12 protein-coding genes are annotated in these 15,447 nt (G+C 67.5%); 4 read left to right on the top strand and 8 right to left on the bottom strand.

Annotation, left to right across the window (positions count from 1 at the left end):
• Positions 1-171 precede the first annotated feature (171 nt).
• Genes atzF through QBJ92_RS01575 form a run of 8 tightly spaced genes read right to left on the bottom strand, consistent with a single transcriptional unit; the run spans position 172 to position 10,204 of the window.
• Complete coding sequence (atzF, locus tag QBJ92_RS01610) at positions 172-1,956, bottom strand: allophanate hydrolase (RefSeq protein WP_277967913.1); 1,785 nt, start codon at positions 1,954-1,956, stop codon at positions 172-174.
• Positions 1,953-5,564, bottom strand: a complete 3,612-nt coding sequence (gene uca, locus QBJ92_RS01605) for an urea carboxylase (RefSeq protein ID WP_277967912.1) — start codon at positions 5,562-5,564, stop codon at positions 1,953-1,955. Before uca ends, atzF begins: the two co-directional genes overlap by 4 nt.
• Positions 5,561-6,193, bottom strand: coding sequence for an urea amidolyase associated protein UAAP2 (locus tag QBJ92_RS01600; protein ID WP_277967911.1), 633 nt, complete (start codon positions 6,191-6,193; stop codon positions 5,561-5,563). Before QBJ92_RS01600 ends, uca begins: the two co-directional genes overlap by 4 nt.
• Positions 6,194-6,203: 10 nt before the next feature.
• On the bottom strand, positions 6,204-7,022 hold the full coding sequence (locus QBJ92_RS01595) for an urea amidolyase associated protein UAAP1 (RefSeq protein ID WP_277967910.1): 819 nt from the start codon (positions 7,020-7,022) through the stop codon (positions 6,204-6,206).
• Positions 7,022-7,507: a CopG family ribbon-helix-helix protein gene (locus QBJ92_RS01590; protein WP_277967909.1), complete on the bottom strand. Its 486-nt coding sequence runs from the start codon at positions 7,505-7,507 to the stop codon at positions 7,022-7,024. The genes QBJ92_RS01595 and QBJ92_RS01590 overlap by 1 nt, the downstream gene beginning before the upstream one ends.
• A 12-nt stretch (positions 7,508-7,519) precedes the next feature.
• Positions 7,520-8,299, bottom strand: a complete 780-nt coding sequence (locus tag QBJ92_RS01585) for an ATP-binding cassette domain-containing protein (protein WP_277967908.1) — start codon at positions 8,297-8,299, stop codon at positions 7,520-7,522.
• A complete protein-coding gene (locus QBJ92_RS01580; protein ID WP_431358352.1) occupies positions 8,296-9,108 on the bottom strand; it encodes an ABC transporter permease in 813 nt (270 codons plus the stop codon). Before QBJ92_RS01580 ends, QBJ92_RS01585 begins: the two co-directional genes overlap by 4 nt.
• A 13-nt stretch (positions 9,109-9,121) precedes the next feature.
• Complete coding sequence (locus tag QBJ92_RS01575) at positions 9,122-10,204, bottom strand: putative urea ABC transporter substrate-binding protein (protein ID WP_277967906.1); 1,083 nt, start codon at positions 10,202-10,204, stop codon at positions 9,122-9,124.
• A 157-nt stretch (positions 10,205-10,361) separates the two neighbouring features.
• Between QBJ92_RS01575 and QBJ92_RS01570 the strand changes: the two genes are divergently transcribed.
• From QBJ92_RS01570 to QBJ92_RS01555, 4 genes are read left to right on the top strand one after another with little or no spacing between them, the layout of a single operon-like run.
• A complete protein-coding gene (locus QBJ92_RS01570; RefSeq protein WP_277967905.1) occupies positions 10,362-11,267 on the top strand; it encodes an MBL fold metallo-hydrolase in 906 nt (301 codons plus the stop codon).
• A gap of 52 nt (positions 11,268-11,319) precedes the next feature.
• The gene (locus tag QBJ92_RS01565) at positions 11,320-12,897 is read left to right on the top strand and encodes an ATP-binding response regulator (protein ID WP_277967904.1); all 1,578 of its coding nucleotides are present in this window, start codon (positions 11,320-11,322) and stop codon (positions 12,895-12,897) included.
• Positions 12,890-13,795 (top strand): response regulator transcription factor, encoded by a 906-nt coding sequence (locus QBJ92_RS01560; protein WP_277967903.1) that lies wholly within the window; start codon positions 12,890-12,892, stop codon positions 13,793-13,795. The genes QBJ92_RS01565 and QBJ92_RS01560 overlap by 8 nt, the downstream gene beginning before the upstream one ends.
• Positions 13,796-13,838: 43 nt before the next feature.
• A complete protein-coding gene (locus QBJ92_RS01555) occupies positions 13,839-15,392 on the top strand; it encodes a tetratricopeptide repeat-containing sulfotransferase family protein (RefSeq protein WP_277967902.1) in 1,554 nt (517 codons plus the stop codon).
• Positions 15,393-15,447: the final 55 nt, after the last annotated feature.

Below are 15,447 nucleotides of genomic sequence, written 5' to 3'. Positions count from 1 at the left end.
CCGTTCCTGTTGCTTTCGAGGAGTGGCTCGCCCGGCTGAAGGCGGAGGAACCGACGAGCGGGGCGGCCCAGCCTGGGAGGATCGACGCGACGCCCCGCTCTCGCCTATCTTAAACGGTCGCGTCGCGCGGACAGGTGGACAAATGACGTAGCGCGCGCGGCTTTTGCCCCCTCAGCGACCCCGCGCGACATAGGCGCGCCAGCCGCCGAGGCCGGTAATGTCTTCGGCACCGGCGGTCGCGCGGGCCTCGGCGACGAAGCCCTTGACCGTACTGCCGTCCGCCAGCGTCACCGTCCCGATCGCGAGCGGGGGCGGTACGTCCACGACGAAGCTGCCGAACGCGGCCACGTCGAGTTCGTAGATCTCCACCGCGATCGCCGCGCCGCTTTCGTCGCCGCTGCCGGTGTGGACGAGCGCGGGCTTGGGGGGAACGCTGTCCGCCATCGCATACAGGCGATAGGTCGGGGCGGTGTGGGTCGCTTCCACGAACACCGCCTCGCGCGAGGTGAGCTGCCAGTGCAGCGGCATGTCCTTCAGATGCGCGCCGACGACGGCGAGTTTGACGGTCTGCATAAGGCCCTCCAGGTCCAGGGGTGGTGGCGCGGCGAGATCCGCCCCGTCGAGAAACGCGTCGCTCGCCGCTAACAGCGCACGGTCGGTTCCGGCGGGGCCGATCAGCGTGATGCCGAAGCCGGTGCGATTGTGCCGCGTGCCCGCGGGAACCGCGACCGCCGCCATGTCGAGCAGGTTCACGAAATTGGTATAGGCGCCGAGGTTGCTGTTGAGCGCGATCGGTGCGGCGCGCATTTCGGCGACGCGGTAGGTCGTGCCCGTCGTCGGCAGCACGATCAGGTCGATCGTCTCCCACAGCGCATCGGCGGCGCGACGTAGCTCTGCGAGCCGGTAGATGCCGTTGAACAGGTCGACCGCGCGCAGCTCGAGCCCGCCTGCGACCACTTCGCGCACGACCGGGTCGAGATCGTCGGGGTTCGCCGCCAGCACCGCTTCGAGCGCGGCGGTCCGTTCGGCCACCCACGGGCCACCGTAGAGCAGTTGCGCGGTCTCGTTGAGCGGGGTCATGTCGATTGCGACGATCTCCGCGCCAGCGCGGGCGAGCCGATCGAGCGCGCGATCGTACAGCCGTTCGGATTCGAGGTCGCCGAACCACGGGCGTTGATGCGGGAGCGGGACCCCGAGCCGCTGCGCGGGGCGGGGGCGGTCGGGGAGCGTGACGGAGAACGGATCGGACGGATCGAACCCGGCGACGACATCGTCGACGATCCGCGCATCCGCCACCGACGCGGCGAGCACCGTGATGCAATCAAGCGTGCGGCATGCCGGGACGAGCCCGGTCGAACTCCAGCGCCCGCGCGAGGGCTTGAACCCGATCAGATGGTTGAACGCCGCGGGTACGCGCCCCGAGCCTGCGGTGTCGGTTCCGAGCGCGAACGCGACCAGCCCCGCCGCGACGACCACCGCCGACCCCGAACTGGAGCCGCCGCTGACATAGGCGCGATTATAGACGTTGGTGGGGGCGCCATACGGGCTGCGCGTGCCGTTGAGGCCGGTGGCGAACTGGTCGAGATTGGTCTTGCCGATGCAGATCGCCCCCGCCGCAATCAGCCGCGCGACGACCGTCGCCGGCGCATCGGGGCGATAGGCGAAGCTCGGGCAGCCGGCGGTTGTATCGATCCCAGCGACGTCGATATTGTCCTTCACCGCGAAGGGCACGCCCGCGAGCGGGAGATGCTCGCCCGCCGCGATCCGGGCGTCGACCGCGTGCGCCGTCGCGAGCAGCGTCGGCGCATCGAACCGCGCGATCCACGCTTGCGGCTGGACGGCATCATAGAGGGCGATCCGCGCCAGAACGTCCTGAATCACGGTAACGGCGGAACGCCGCCCGCTGGTGACATCGGCGGCAATCGCGGTCGCGTCGAGCCGCGTCAACGCGCTCATGCCGCTGGCCGGAAGGCGAACATCGGGACACCCGGCTGGATCGCCTGGCGTTCGGTGACGTAGACCGCCTCGATCGTCCCGGCGCCGGGGGCTTCCACGGGGAATTCCATCTTCATCGCCTCCATCACCGCGAGTTGGGTTTCCGGCCCGACCACGTCGCCCGGTGCAACCAGCAGTTTCCACACGACGCCCCCGAACGGTGCCTCGATGCAGTCGGTGCCTTCGGGCAGCACGATCGCGGCGTCGGTGCTGCGATCGGCGTCGCCTTCGGTCAGCGCGGCGACCCGGTCGAACTCGCCGCGCCGTGCCCAATCGGCGCGTTCCTCGTCGAACGCGGCCTGGCGGTGCTGCTGGAACGCGTCGATCGCATCGGCATTGTCGGCGAGGAATGCGCGATAATCGGCAAGCCGGAACTCGGTTTCCTCAACCCGGATCGCGCGACGGCCGAGCGGGAAATCGCGCCGCCAGTCGACCAGATCGTCATGGCTGACCGGGAAGAAGCGGATCTGGTCGAAGAAGCGCAGCAGCCACGGCTTGCCATCGACGAAGGCGTCGGTCTGGCGGTGCGTGTTCCACACCTGGATCGTGCGGCCGAACAGCTGATAGCCGCCCGGTCCCTCCATCCCGTAGATGCACATGTACGCCCCGCCGATCCCGACGACGTTGGGCGGGGTCCAGGTGCGCGCCGGATTGTACTTGGTCGTCACCAGCCGGTGGCGCGGGTCGATCGGGGTGGCAACCGGCGCGCCGAGATAGACGTCGCCCAGCCCCATCACGAGATAGGTCGCGTCGAACACGATCCGCTCGACCGCGTCGACGTCGTCGAGCCCGTTGATGCGGCGGATGAACTCGATGTTGTCGGGGCACCACGGCGCATCGTCGCGCACCGCTTCCTGATATTTGGCGATCGTCTCGTAGATCGCGGGGTCCTTCCAGCTGAGCGGAAGATGGATGATCCGCGACGGAATCGTGAAATCGTCGAGCCCGCCGAGCCTCTCCTCCGCGGCGACGAGTGCGGCGAGTGCCGAACCCTGATCGAGTGCGATCCCGTCGAAATGGAGCTGGAGCGAACGGATGCCGGGGACGATATCGATCACACCGGGCAGCGCGATCCGCTCCAGTTCGATCATCAGCGCGTGGATTCGGATCCTCAGCTCGAGATCGAGCACGATCGGGCCATATTCGACCAGGATGTTGCGGTCGCCCTGCTGGCGATAGACCACGCGTGGTCGCCCGTTCGCGGCGGGAAGATCCGCCAGGATCGGGGACTGATCGCCGGTTTCCTGCGCCGCGCCGTCTTGGACGTCTTCGACCAGTGGTGCGGCACCCTCCAGCCATGCCGATTGCATCGTGGCAGCGTCGCTTGCCGCCTCTGCCGTGACGACCGCGAAGCGCACGCTGTCGCCGGCGGCGAGTTGTCCGATCTTCCACAGGTCTGCTGCGATGATCACGAACGGACAGACGAACCCGCCGAGCGAAGGGCCATCGGGACCGAGCACGATCGGCATGTCGCCGGTGAAATCGATCGCGCCGATCGCATAGGGGTTGTCGTGGATGTTCGACGGGTGGAGCCCGGCCTCGCCGCCATCCTGGCGCGCCCAATGCGGCTTGGGGCCGATCAGGCGGACGCCGGTGCGGTTGGAGTTGTAATGGACCTTCCAGAGGGACGCGGTGAAGGTCGCGATATCGTCGGGCGTGAAGAAATCGGGTGCACCGTGCGGGCCGTAGAGCACGCGCAGCGTCCAGTCGGTCCCGATCGGTGGAATCTGCGTAACCGTGGGCGCGGTGTCGGTCGGCGCGTCACCCAGATGCAGCGTGTCGCCCGCCACCACGCGGCGCGCGGCATTGCCGCCGAATTCGCCGAGATCGAAGGTGCTGCGGCTGCCGAGATAGGCCGGAATGTCGAGCCCGCCGCCGACCAGCAGATACCCGCGCACCCCGCCATCGCGGACGCGGCCCATCGCCAGCGTCTGCCCCGCCGCGATCGCGATCGGCGCGTTGCGTGCGACCGGGACGCCATCCACCGTCGCCCCGAAATCCGCGCCGGTCAGGCAGACGCTTGCGGCGGTGTTGAACAGGATCGTCGGTCCGGTCGCGGTGATCTCCAGCCCCGCAAGCCCCTCGGCATTGCCGAGCAGCCGGTTGCCGAGCCGGAACGACAGCGCATCCATCGGTCCCGACGGGGGCACGCCGATCGCCCAATAGCCCTGACGACCGGGGTAATCCTGCACGCTGGTTGCGGTGCCGCCCGACAGGATGCGCAGGCTGCGCGGATGATAGACGACCGTGTCGAGCGCGCGGGTCGACACGTCGCCCGACGTGAAGGCGGGCGTGCGGACGACGTCGCGCAGCCAGCGCAGGTTGGTCTCGATCCCGGCGATCCGGGTCTGGTCGAGCGCGACCTGCATCGCCAGCACCGCCGCGTCGCGATCGGGCGCAGTGACGATCAGCTTGGCGAGCATCGGGTCGTAGAAGCTGCTGACCTCGGTTCCGCTCGCGACCCAGGTTTCGACGCGCACGTCGGGAAACACGACTTCGGTCAGCTTGCCCGAGGTCGGGCGATAGTCGAGCGCCGGATCTTCCGCATAGAGCCGCACCTGGATCGACGCGCCGTGCGGTTCGCACGGCGGGGCATCGAGGAACGCGGTGTCGCCCGCCGCCGCGCGGATCATCCATTCGACCAGATCGATCCCGAGCACCTGCTCGGTCACGCCGTGTTCGACTTGCAGCCGCGTGTTGACCTCGAGGAAGAAGAAATCGCCGCGCACCGCATCGTACAGGAACTCGACCGTGCCGGCGGAGCGGTAGCGCGCGGCTTCCCCCAGACGCACCGCCGCGGCGATCAGTCCTGCGCGCACCGCAGGATCGAGATCGGGGGCAGGGGCTTCCTCGACGACCTTCTGGTTGCGCCGCTGCAGCGAGCAGTCGCGCTCGCCCAGCGCGATGACCTTGCCTTCGCCATCGCCGAAGATCTGTACCTCGATATGGCGCGCGCGTTCGACGTAGCGTTCGAGGAACACGCCTGCGTCGCCGAAACTGGCGGCGCCCTGGCGCGCGACGGTGGCGAACCCGTCGCGGATCTCGGCGTCGTCGCGGCAGATCCGCATCCCGATGCCGCCGCCGCCCGCCGTCGCCTTGAGCATCACCGGATAGCCGATCTCCGCCGCCGCGCGCGACGCCGCCTCGACGTCGATCAGCAGATCGGATCCCGGTGCCAACGGGACACCGTGCGCGACCGCGAGCGCCCGCGCGCTGTGCTTGAGGCCGAATGCGCGGATATTGTCGGGGGTCGGCCCGATGAAGACGATCCCCGCCTCGGCACATGCCTCGGCAAAACCCAGGTTCTCCGCAAGGAAGCCGTAACCCGGATGAATCGCCCCCGCGCCGCTTTCGCGCGCCGCCGCCAGGATCGCCGCGATATCGAGATAGCTCTCACCCGGCGGCCCGGCGCCGATCCGGATCGCGAGATCCGCTTCGGCGACGTGCAACGACCCCGCATCGGCGTCGGAATAGACCGCGACCGAGCGCAACCCCATCTGGCGCAGCGTGCGGATGATCCGGCAGGCGATCGCCCCGCGATTGGCGATCAGGACCGTGTCGAAGCTCATGCCGTCACGATCATGCGGACGGGGGTGGGGTTGAAGCCGTTGCACGGATTGTTGATCTGCGGGCAGTTCGACACGACGACGATCACGTCCATTTCCGCACGCAAATCGACCGTCAGGCCGGGGGCGGAAATGCCGTCGACGATCCCGAGCGCGCCATCGGGCTCGACCGGCACGTTCATGAAGAAGTTGATGTTCGACACCATGTCGCGCTTGCCGCGCCCCGCGCGGACGTTCGCGTCGAGGAAATTGTCGACGCAGGCGTGCTGCGCCTTGGTGTGGTGGCCGTAGCGCAAGGTGTTGGACTCGCACGAACAGGCGCCGCCGATCGTATCGTGATAGTCGACCGAGGTTGCGGTGATCGTCATCATCGCGCGGCCTTCGTTGGAGAGCAGCCGCGCCCCCGTGCGGAGGAAGATATTGGCCTGCGCCGCGATCGTATCCTGCGCGCTGTAGCGTTCGGCATCGTCTTCGGCGGCGTAGAGCAGGAAGTCGACCGCCTGATTCCCTTCGAGATCGACGATCCGCAGCGACTGCCCCGCATCGACGCGGTGCATCCAGGGCGCGCGCGCGGCGACGACTTCGTCGTGCAGCACCGCGCCGTCCAGACCTGCGAGCATATGATCGGCCATCGTCTGCCTCCTAGCGGCGGTAATAATCGTCGACGTTGAGGAAGGCGCGGCGGCCCTCCGGGGTCGCGGTGCGGATCGTATCGTCCGGCCCGGCGATTTCCCCGCGCCACGCGGTCGCGCGGAGCGGGGTCACGCTCCACGGCCGGGAATCGAGCACGTGCGGGCAATTGGCGATGACCAGGATCAGGTCCATCTCGGCGCGCAGCGTCACCGCGCGGCCCGGTGCGAACGGTCCCAGATCAGGGACGGTCGCGCCATCGGTGGCGATCGTCACGCCCTTGAAAAGATTGATGCACGGATGGACGTCGCGCCGTCCCAGCCCATGCTTCGCCACGCCGAGCAGCAGCCGGTCGCGCGCATTGGGGAAGGGCCCGGCATTGCTGCCGTCGCCGTACGCCCGCGCATTGGACGCCGCGTTGGAGGCCCCGCAGAAGGCGTCATGCGTCTGTGCATCGTCGGACATGATGCTTATCAGCACGCGGCCCATGTCGGACAGCAACAGCTTGCCCGCGCCGAGATACGCATTCCACTGGATCTTGACCGTATCGGCGACGTTCAGCCGCTCGGTCGGCATCTCGGCGTTGAACACCTGAATCGACGCGCATGCATCGCCGTCGAGATCGATCAGCCGTGTGATCGACCCGCGCGGCAGACGCCGTGAGGCATAGCCACCGGCGGCGATCCGTTCTTCCCACAACAGATCGTCCGCCAAGACGCCCTCGGGCAGATCGTTCGCCACCGGCGGCAGGATCGGCATCGCTTCCGCGACGCTGCCTTCCATCGCGCGGGCATGCGCGCGCGCGGCGAGGGGATCGTTGAGCGCGGCCATCAGGCGGGTTTCCTCGACTTGGCCCCCTTGAAGCTGACCTGCTCGTGGAGCGGCGGCAACAAGGCGGTGGTGGTGAACAAGCTGATCTGCTGGACGCCGCGCACCTTGCGCAGCGCATCGCACAGGTCGCGCAGCCGCGCCGCCGGTCCCTGCACCAGCAGCACCTCGAGCGACTGGTCGTCTTCGAGGAAGACGTGCTGCGCGGAAATGACTTCCTTCAGATATTCATGCTGGGTCTGCGCGAGCAGTTCGCGCACCCGGCCCATGTTGGAGCGATAGACCAGCGTGATCGTGCCAGCGAGCAACGCATCGGGGTGCGTCGCCTCGCCATGTTCGGCGAGCGCGTGGCGGATCAGTTCGGCGATCATCTGCGAGCGCGACGGCAGCCCGCGCTCCTGCACCATCACGTCGAGCTGACGGTACAGGTCGGTCGGCAAGCTCATGCTGAGCCTTGAAAGGCCGGTGCCGGGGGCTTCGTCTGTCATGCGCAATCAGTCTCAGTTATTAACATTATCGTCAATCGTAATACTGGCGCTATGCGCATTTTCCGCGGCGACCCGGCGATCGAGCGTCAGATCGTAGACCGCGGTCGCGCCGTAGCGGTGCGGCGCGTGCGGATCGTGCCGCCGCTTGTCGAGCGTCAACACGCGCGTCGCGAGCGTGAACGCCTCGCTAATGTCGTGCGTCACCATCGCGATCGTCAGCGCCTGTTCGCGCCACAAGCGCGTGACGAGCACGTGCATGTCGGCGCGTATCCCGGGGTCGAGCGCGCCGAAGGGTTCGTCGAGCAACAGGATGCGGGGCCGCTTGACCAGCGCCTGGGCGATCGACAGCCGTTGCTGCATCCCGCCCGACATCTGCGCAGGGAACACGTGACCGCTATCGCCCAGGCCGACTGCGGCGAGCATCGCATCGGCTTCGTCAAGCGCGATGCGGCGTGCCCGCCCGAACAGCCGCCCGGTGAAGGGCGCGGCGGCGCATTCCAGACCGAACAGCACGTTGTGACGCGCATCCAGATGCGGGAAGATCGAATAGCGTTGGAACACCACGCCGCGATCGGGCCCGCACTCGGGTTTGAGCGGGACGCCGTCGAGCAGGATCCGGCCCCGGGTCGGCACTTCTTGGCCGAGCAGCAGGCGGAGCAGGGTGCTCTTGCCCGCGCCCGATGGGCCAACGATCGAGACAAAGGAGCGTTCGGCGATGTCGAGGTCGACGCGTTCGAGCACGACCTTCTCGCCATATTCCACCCAGACGTTGCGGAGCGACAGCATGCTCATCGCGCGCCATGCGCCCAGGCGAAGCCACGCTGGCTGATCTGCCGCAGCACCCAGTCCATCGCGATCGCGAGCAGCGCGATCCACGCGACATAGGGGAGAATGATATCCATCGACAGATACCGTCGGACGAGAAAGATCCGGTAGCCGAGCCCGACATCCGACGCGATCGCCTCCGCCGAGATCAGGAACACCCATGCCGGCCCGAGCGACAGCCGCACCGCATGGATCAGGCGCGGCATCACCTGCGGCAACGCCACCCGCAGCGCGAGTTGCCAGCTGCTGGCGCCGAGTGTCTGCGCCTTGATCATCTGTTCGGTCGGCAGCGCTTCGACATGCGCGGCGATGTCGCGGATCATCAGCGGCAGGATGCCGATGACGATCAGCGCGACCTTGGCGGATTCCCCCAGGCCGAACACGATGAACAGGATCGGCAACAGCGCGACCGGCGGGATGACCGCGACCGTCGTGACGAGCGGTCCCAGCGTCGCGCGCACCGCCGGCAGCAAGCCCAGTACCAGGCCCGCCAACAGCGCGGAGATCGTCGAGATCCCCAGCCCGATGCCGAGCCGCTGGAGGCTCGCAAAGGTATCGGACCAGAACAGCCGTTCCCCGGTCATCGCATCGGGCAGCATCACCAGCATTCGCATCGCGGACAGCATCGCCTCGGGCGTCGGGAGGATCTTGTCCGCCGGGTTCAGCGCGTGGCGACTGGCCGAGGCGATGAGATAGGCGAGGACCAGCAGCAGCAGCGGCGTCGCACCGAGCATCGCCGCCACACGCCGCGTCGGCCGGATGTTGACCAGTCGCACCATCGCGCGCGCCTTACAGCTTGCCGTCGGCGGCGAGCTTCATGAACGTCGGGTCGAAGCGGAGCTTCACGCGCGCCGGGTCGCCGAGCGTCTTGCCGGCCGGAAACGCGATCCCGATCGCATCGGGGGAGGTCGCGCCCGGACCGAACAGCCCCTTCGAGAAGCTAAAATCGCGCACCCGCGTCATCGTCGTGACGAGCTCCGGCGCGGTCGCTGCTGCCACGCCCTCCGCCGGGGTGGCATAGAGATGCGTGGTCGAAAGCTGTGCGTCGAACGAGGCGGGGGTCGATCCGGCCAGCTGCGCCATCGCGGCGCGCGCGGCTTTGCCCTGCGCATCCTGCCGCTGCATCAGCGTGATCGTCTCGTACCAGATCCCCGCCAGCGCCTTGCCGAGATTGGGGTTGGCGGCGAGCGTCGCTTTGTCGACCACGAGCAGGTCGAGGATCTCGCCCGGGATCTTCGACGAATCGAACGCGAGGGTCGCGCCGGGCGCCTTTTTCATCTCGTTGAGCTGCGGGTTCCACGCCACCGCCGCGGTGACGCCGGGCGACGCGAACGCGCCGACGATGTCGGCATCCGCGGTGTTCACCGTCTTCACATCGGTCAGGGCCAGGTTGACCGTGCTTAGCGCGCGCGCGAGCAGATAATGCGACACCGACAGTTCGACCAGATTGACCGTGCGGCCCTTGATCGCGGCGAGCGACGGCGCGTTCTTAAGGACGATGCCGTCATTGCCGTTCGAATAATCGCCGACGATCACCGCGGCGGTGTCCTTGCCCCCGGCGGCGGGGATGGTGAGCGCGTCCATGTTGGTCACCGTCACGCCGTCGAGCTTGCCCGCGGTGTATTGGTTCACCGATTCGACGTAATCGTTGACCTGCACGATATCGATCTTGATCCCGTATTTGTCGGCCCACTTCTTCACGATCCCGGCGCGCTGTGCGTACGGCCAGGGCATCCATCCGGCATAGATCGACCAGCCGATCTTGAATTCGGTGTGCGGCTTGGCCGGGGCGGCCGGTTGTCCACAAGCGGTCAGCAGGAGCGAAGCGGCGACCAGAGTCGCGGTGGAAGCCTTGTGGAACCAGTGCATCATAAATCGTGTCTCCACAAAGAGTTACCGCCGCAGTCCAGCATTAGCACGATGATTGCAATATTACGTTTGATCCAATCAGTAATAAACCATACTGTCGTCTCGTACGAAGCGCCATCCCTTTCGTACGCAGAATCGTTGCTCGAACAGGAGATCGATCATGGCAGCTGGGTATCGCGGGATTGGCCTCACGGTCGCGCTGGGGACGTTGCTCGCGATTTGTCCGGCAACGGCGCGCGAGGGGCATCCCTTCGCGCATTGGATCGACGGGACCATGGCGCGCGAGCCGCAGACCCAGGTGCAGCGCTACGACGCGGACACCTTCGTGATTCGGCAGTCGGTCCGGACCAATTTCGAGGCGCCGTTTTTGTATCTGCTGTTCGGGCGGGACCGAGCGTTGCTGATCGACACCGGCGCGGGCGGGCTGGACATCCGTCCCGCGGTCGACGCGGTGATCGCACAATGGCTTGCCGCGCATGGCCGGGGATCGATCCCGTTGGTCGTCGCGCACTCCCATAGCCACGGGGATCATCACCAGGGCGACGGCGCGTTCGTCGGCCGTCCCGATACCGTGGTCGTCGGACTGCAGCCGGCGGAGGTCGCGCGCTTCTTTGGTGTCGCGCACTGGCCGGAGGATATCGCGACCTTCGATCTGGGCGGACGCGCGCTGTCGATCATCCCGACGCCAGGACATGAAGCGGCGCACATCATGGTGTATGACCCCAGAACACGCCTGCTGTTCTCGGGCGACATGCTGTATCCCGGTCGCCTGTATGTTCCCACCGACCAGTTTCCGAGTTTTGTCGCGAGCGCCGATCGGCTGGCGAGCTTCGCGAAGACCCATCCGATCAAGGCGCTGCTGGGCGCGCATATCGAAATGACCAACGTGCCGGGCAAGGACTATGCGATGGAGGCCGCCAGCCATCCCGCCGAACACCCGCTCGAATTGCCGCCGAGCGCGATTGCGCGGTTGCAGGCGGCGGTGCACGGCATGGCGGCGAACCCCAAGCGGGCGAATGCCGGAGACTTCATCGTCTTCCCGCGTCCGCCAAAGGCGCTGCCGTGACGGGTGCCCCAACTCTACGGCACCGTTGCACGGTCTGCGGGAATCGCGGCTGATGGACGGCGGCATCCTTCGCGCGGCGACGCTGGGGATGATATCCCTTGCGGTCGCCGTGGTGTTGGGTGCCGCCGTCTGGATCGTCGTGGGATTGCGGCGCCGGGAACACGCGGCCACGATCCGGATCGGCGCGCTGACGGGCGAACTTGCCGCCCTGCGCGACGGTCAGGCCGCGCTGCAAAAGGCCCGCGATGTCGCCGAGGCCGCGAATGTCGCGAAGACGCGCTACCTCGTCGGGGTCAGCCACGAGATTCGCGCGCCGCTCAATGCCATCTACGGCTATGGCCAGTTGCTCGAGCGGCCCGGGGCGATCGAACCCGGCGAGGCCGCGCGCGTCATCCGGCGCTCGTCCGAGCATCTCACCAATATCGTCGACGGGTTGCTCGATATCTCGCGGATCGAAAGCGGCGTGATGACGCTCAGCCGGGACATCGTCCCGCTGCCCGAGTTTCTCGATGCGATCGTCAGCATGTTCCGCGTGCAGGCCGAGGCCAAGGGGCTCCGGCTGATCTATGAAGCGCCGCGCAACTTGCCCGCGCATGTCCGCACCGATGAGAAGCGGTTGCGCCAGATCCTGGTCAACCTGCTGTCGAACGCGGTAAAATACACCCCCTCCGGGAGCATCGCGCTGACGGTGCGCTACAGCGGGCTGATCGCGGACTTCGCGGTGTCGGATACGGGCATCGGCATCCCGCCCGAGGACGTGGAGCGCATCTTCGAACCGTTCGATCGCGGCAGTTCCGCGATCGCGCAGGACCAGCCGGGGACCGGTCTGGGCCTCGCGATCACGCGGGTGCTCGCGCAGCTCATGGGGGGCGACGTTGCGCTTAGCCCGGCTCCTGGCGGGGGCAGCGTGTTCCGGCTACGGCTGATGCTGAGCGAGGCGCGGGATGTGGCGGCACCGACGGCGCGGCGGCGCGCGATTACCGGGTATGACGGGCCACGCCGCACGATCCTCCTCATCGATGACGATCCGGCGCAACTGGCGGTGCTGCAGGGCTTGCTGCGACCTTTGGGGTTCAGCGTCTATGCGGCGTCGGGTGGCGCAGAGGGAATCGACCTCGCGTTGCGCTGCCAGCCCGATCTGGTGCTGCTCGACATCCAGATGCCCGGGCTGACGGGGTGGGATGTCGCGCGGCGGCTCCGGTCGATCGACGATGCGGTCCCGCCGAACGGCGGTGGCCGCATCAAGATTCTGCTGGTCTCCGCCAACGCGCACGAATTTGCCGCGGGCGGCGACGGGGCTGCGGCGCACAACGGGTTCGTCCTAAAACCCGTCCAGCTGGAAGCGTTGCTGGATGCAATCGCGGCGCAGCTTGGCCTGGTATGGTGCTCCGCCGAGCCGGGGGCTGGCGGCGCGCCCGCGACGCCGCTGCCGGATCTTGCCGGGGCGGCGGCGAGCATTGCCCGGCTGCGCTATCTCGGGCGGGTGGGGAATGTCCGCGAAATCGACGGTGCGCTGGATGCGCTGACGAACGACTTCCCGGACAGTGCGGTGCTGGTGGCGCAATTGCGCGATCACCTTCGCCGGTTCGATCTCAAAGCCTATATCGATCTGTTGAACGCCGTTGACTGACGCCCCGCCTTGCCAGCCCGGTGCCACCATTCTGGTCGTCGATGACACGCTCGACTCGTTGAGCTTCATCACCGCGACCCTCGAAGCCGAAGGCATGACGGTGCTGGTCGCGACCGACGGCGCGGCGGCGCTGCTGTCGCTCGCGCTGGTCGTGCCCGACCTGATCCTGATGGATGCGATGATGCCGGTGATGGACGGGTTCGCGACGACCGAGCGGATCAAGGCGGACCCGCGGCTCGCGGGCGTGCCCGTGATCTTCATGACCGGTCTTACCGAAACCAAGGACGTGCTGCGCGGGCTTGCGGCAGGCGGGGTCGATTACGTGCAGAAGCCGGTCGTGGTGGAGGAATTGCTCGCGCGAATCCGCGTCCATCTCGGCAATGCGCGGATCAGCCAGCGGAGCCAGGCCGCGCTCGACCAGAGTGGCCGGTCGCTGCTCGCGCTCGACGGGGCGGGGCGGATCCTCTGGTCCACCCCGCGCACGGTCACGATCCTGGCGGCGCACTTCGCTGGCGAGCCGCTCCCTCCGCCCGTGATATCGGCATTGTTGCGGATGATCGAAAGCGAGGATCCGCGCAGTTTTCGCCACGCCATCGAAGGCGGTGAGCTGGAGTTCACGCTGCTGACGCGCAGCGGACCGGACGAATGGCTGTTCCGTCTTTCCGAAGCGCTCGATGGCGCCGAGGAGCGGTTGCTCGCCGCGCGGCACGGCCTGACCGACCGCGAGGCCGAAGTCCTGCTGTGGATCAGTCGCGGCAAGGCCAATCGCGAGATCAGCGAAATCCTCGGGATCAGCCCGCGCACGGTCAACAAGCATCTCGAGCAGGTGTTCGAGAAGATGGGGATCGAGAATCGCGCTTCCGCCGCGGCGGCGGCGGTGAAGACGCTGTCGAGTTGAGGAGGCGAACACACAACGCGGTGGCACGATGGGGGCGAACGGCATGATCGACGCGCACGGCGAAGCGGCACGCCGCGCTATCGGGGCAGGGGACGCGGATCGCGCGCGGCAGCTTGCCGCGGGGATCAAGGACCGCGCCGATGCGCGCTTCGTGCTGGGGCTTGCGGATGCGGTCCAGGGGCGAGTTAGCGCCGGGATCGCGCATCTGGAGGCCGCCATCGCGGTGGCATCGCGCGCGGAATATCTCGCGCAACTCGCGCGGTTGCTGATCCTCGTGCGCCGCGACGGGGAGGCGCGGGTTGCGGCGGAGGCGGCGGTCGCGGCGGGACCCGAGGATGCGCTGACCTATGATACGATCGGCTGTATCCACGCGCGGCTCGGCGATCATCAGGCGGCGCTGCGCTGTTTCGAACCCGCCGTCGCGCAGGACGGGGGAAATCTCGAATATCGTTATAATCTGGCGCTTGCGCTCGGGTTCGTCGGGCGAACCGCAGACGCAACCGCGCAGTATGAGATCCTGCTGGCGCGCGCACCACGACATGGGCGCGCGCATTACGCGCTGTCGGGGCTGGCCAAGGCGACCCCCGCCGCAAACCATATCGCGCGGCTGGAAGCGGTGCTTGCGGAGCAACCGTCGCCCGATGATGCGCTCCGGATCCGCTATGCGCTGGCCAAGGAATATGACGACGTCGGCGATGCCGAGCGCGCGTTCCGCCATTTGTCCGCCGCGAATACCGCGCACAAGGTGCGGATCGCCTATGACTTTTCGAGCGACGCCGCGATCTTCGACGCGATCGAGGCGGCGTTCGGCGACCCGAGCTTCTTTTCCGGGCCGAGCCAGGTCGAGGATGCGCCGATCTTCGTCATCGGCATGCCGCGGACCGGGACGACGCTGGTCGACCGGATCCTGTCGTCGCATCCCGATGTCCACAGCGCGGGCGAACTCCAGGCGATGCCGCTGGCGATCAAGCAGTTGAGCGGAACGCGGTCGCGGCTGATCACCGATCCGGAGACGATCCGGGCGTCGGGTGGTCTCTCCCCCGATGCGGTCGGCCGCGCCTATATGGCGCACGCGACGCAACATCGCCGGCGCGCGGGCGGGCGGTTCATCGACAAGCTGCCGGCGAACTTCCTGCACGTCGGCTACATCGCGCGCGCGTTGCCGCACGCCAGCATCGTCTGTCTCCGCCGCAACCCGATGGACACGGTGTGGAGCAACTACAAGAACCTGTTCGCAACGACCTCGGCCTATTACGCCTATAGCCACGCCCTGATCGACACCGCGCGTTATTATGCGCGGTTCGATCGCTTGATGGCGCTGTGGGACCGGCTGCTGCCGGGGCGTGTCCTGCAGCTCGGCTATGAAGCGCTGGTCGCGCAGCAGGAACGCGAGAGCCGGCGGCTGTTTGCGCATTGTGGCCTCGACTGGACGGACTCGGCGCTCGATTTCCATACCAATACGGCCGCGGTCGCTACGCCGAGCGCGGCACAGGTTCGGCGCCCGATGTATCGCGATTCGGTCGAACGGTGGCGCGCGCACGAAATCGCGCTCGCGCCGGTGCGCGCCTTTTTCGAGAGCGCCGGGATCGCGGTCTGAAGCACCACCCGCTGCGTTCTCTGTGAACGCTGTTGACTGGTCGTGCCCTTCGTCA

It is taken from the genome of Sphingomonas echinoides (genome assembly GCF_029623395.1).
Lineage (GTDB): Bacteria > Pseudomonadota > Alphaproteobacteria > Sphingomonadales > Sphingomonadaceae > Sphingomonas > Sphingomonas echinoides_A.
This window is presented reverse-complemented; position numbering and strand designations above follow the sequence as displayed.

Bases quoted from the DNA above. Each gene is read 5' to 3' on its own strand.
- atzF (WP_277967913.1), bottom strand. From the start codon at position 1,956: ATGAGCGCGTTGACGCGGCTCGACGCGACCGCGATTGCCGCCGATGTC.
- uca (WP_277967912.1), bottom strand. From the start codon at position 5,564: ATGAGCTTCGACACGGTCCTGATCGCCAATCGCGGGGCGATCGCCTGC.
- QBJ92_RS01600 (WP_277967911.1), bottom strand. From the start codon at position 6,193: ATGGCCGATCATATGCTCGCAGGTCTGGACGGCGCGGTGCTGCACGAC.
- QBJ92_RS01595 (WP_277967910.1), bottom strand. From the start codon at position 7,022: ATGGCCGCGCTCAACGATCCCCTCGCCGCGCGCGCGCATGCCCGCGCG.
- QBJ92_RS01590 (WP_277967909.1), bottom strand. From the start codon at position 7,507: ATGACAGACGAAGCCCCCGGCACCGGCCTTTCAAGGCTCAGCATGAGC.
- QBJ92_RS01585 (WP_277967908.1), bottom strand. From the start codon at position 8,299: ATGAGCATGCTGTCGCTCCGCAACGTCTGGGTGGAATATGGCGAGAAG.
- QBJ92_RS01575 (WP_277967906.1), bottom strand. From the start codon at position 10,204: ATGATGCACTGGTTCCACAAGGCTTCCACCGCGACTCTGGTCGCCGCT.
- QBJ92_RS01570 (WP_277967905.1), top strand. From the start codon at position 10,362: ATGGCAGCTGGGTATCGCGGGATTGGCCTCACGGTCGCGCTGGGGACG.
- QBJ92_RS01565 (WP_277967904.1), top strand. From the start codon at position 11,320: ATGGACGGCGGCATCCTTCGCGCGGCGACGCTGGGGATGATATCCCTT.
- QBJ92_RS01555 (WP_277967902.1), top strand. From the start codon at position 13,839: ATGATCGACGCGCACGGCGAAGCGGCACGCCGCGCTATCGGGGCAGGG.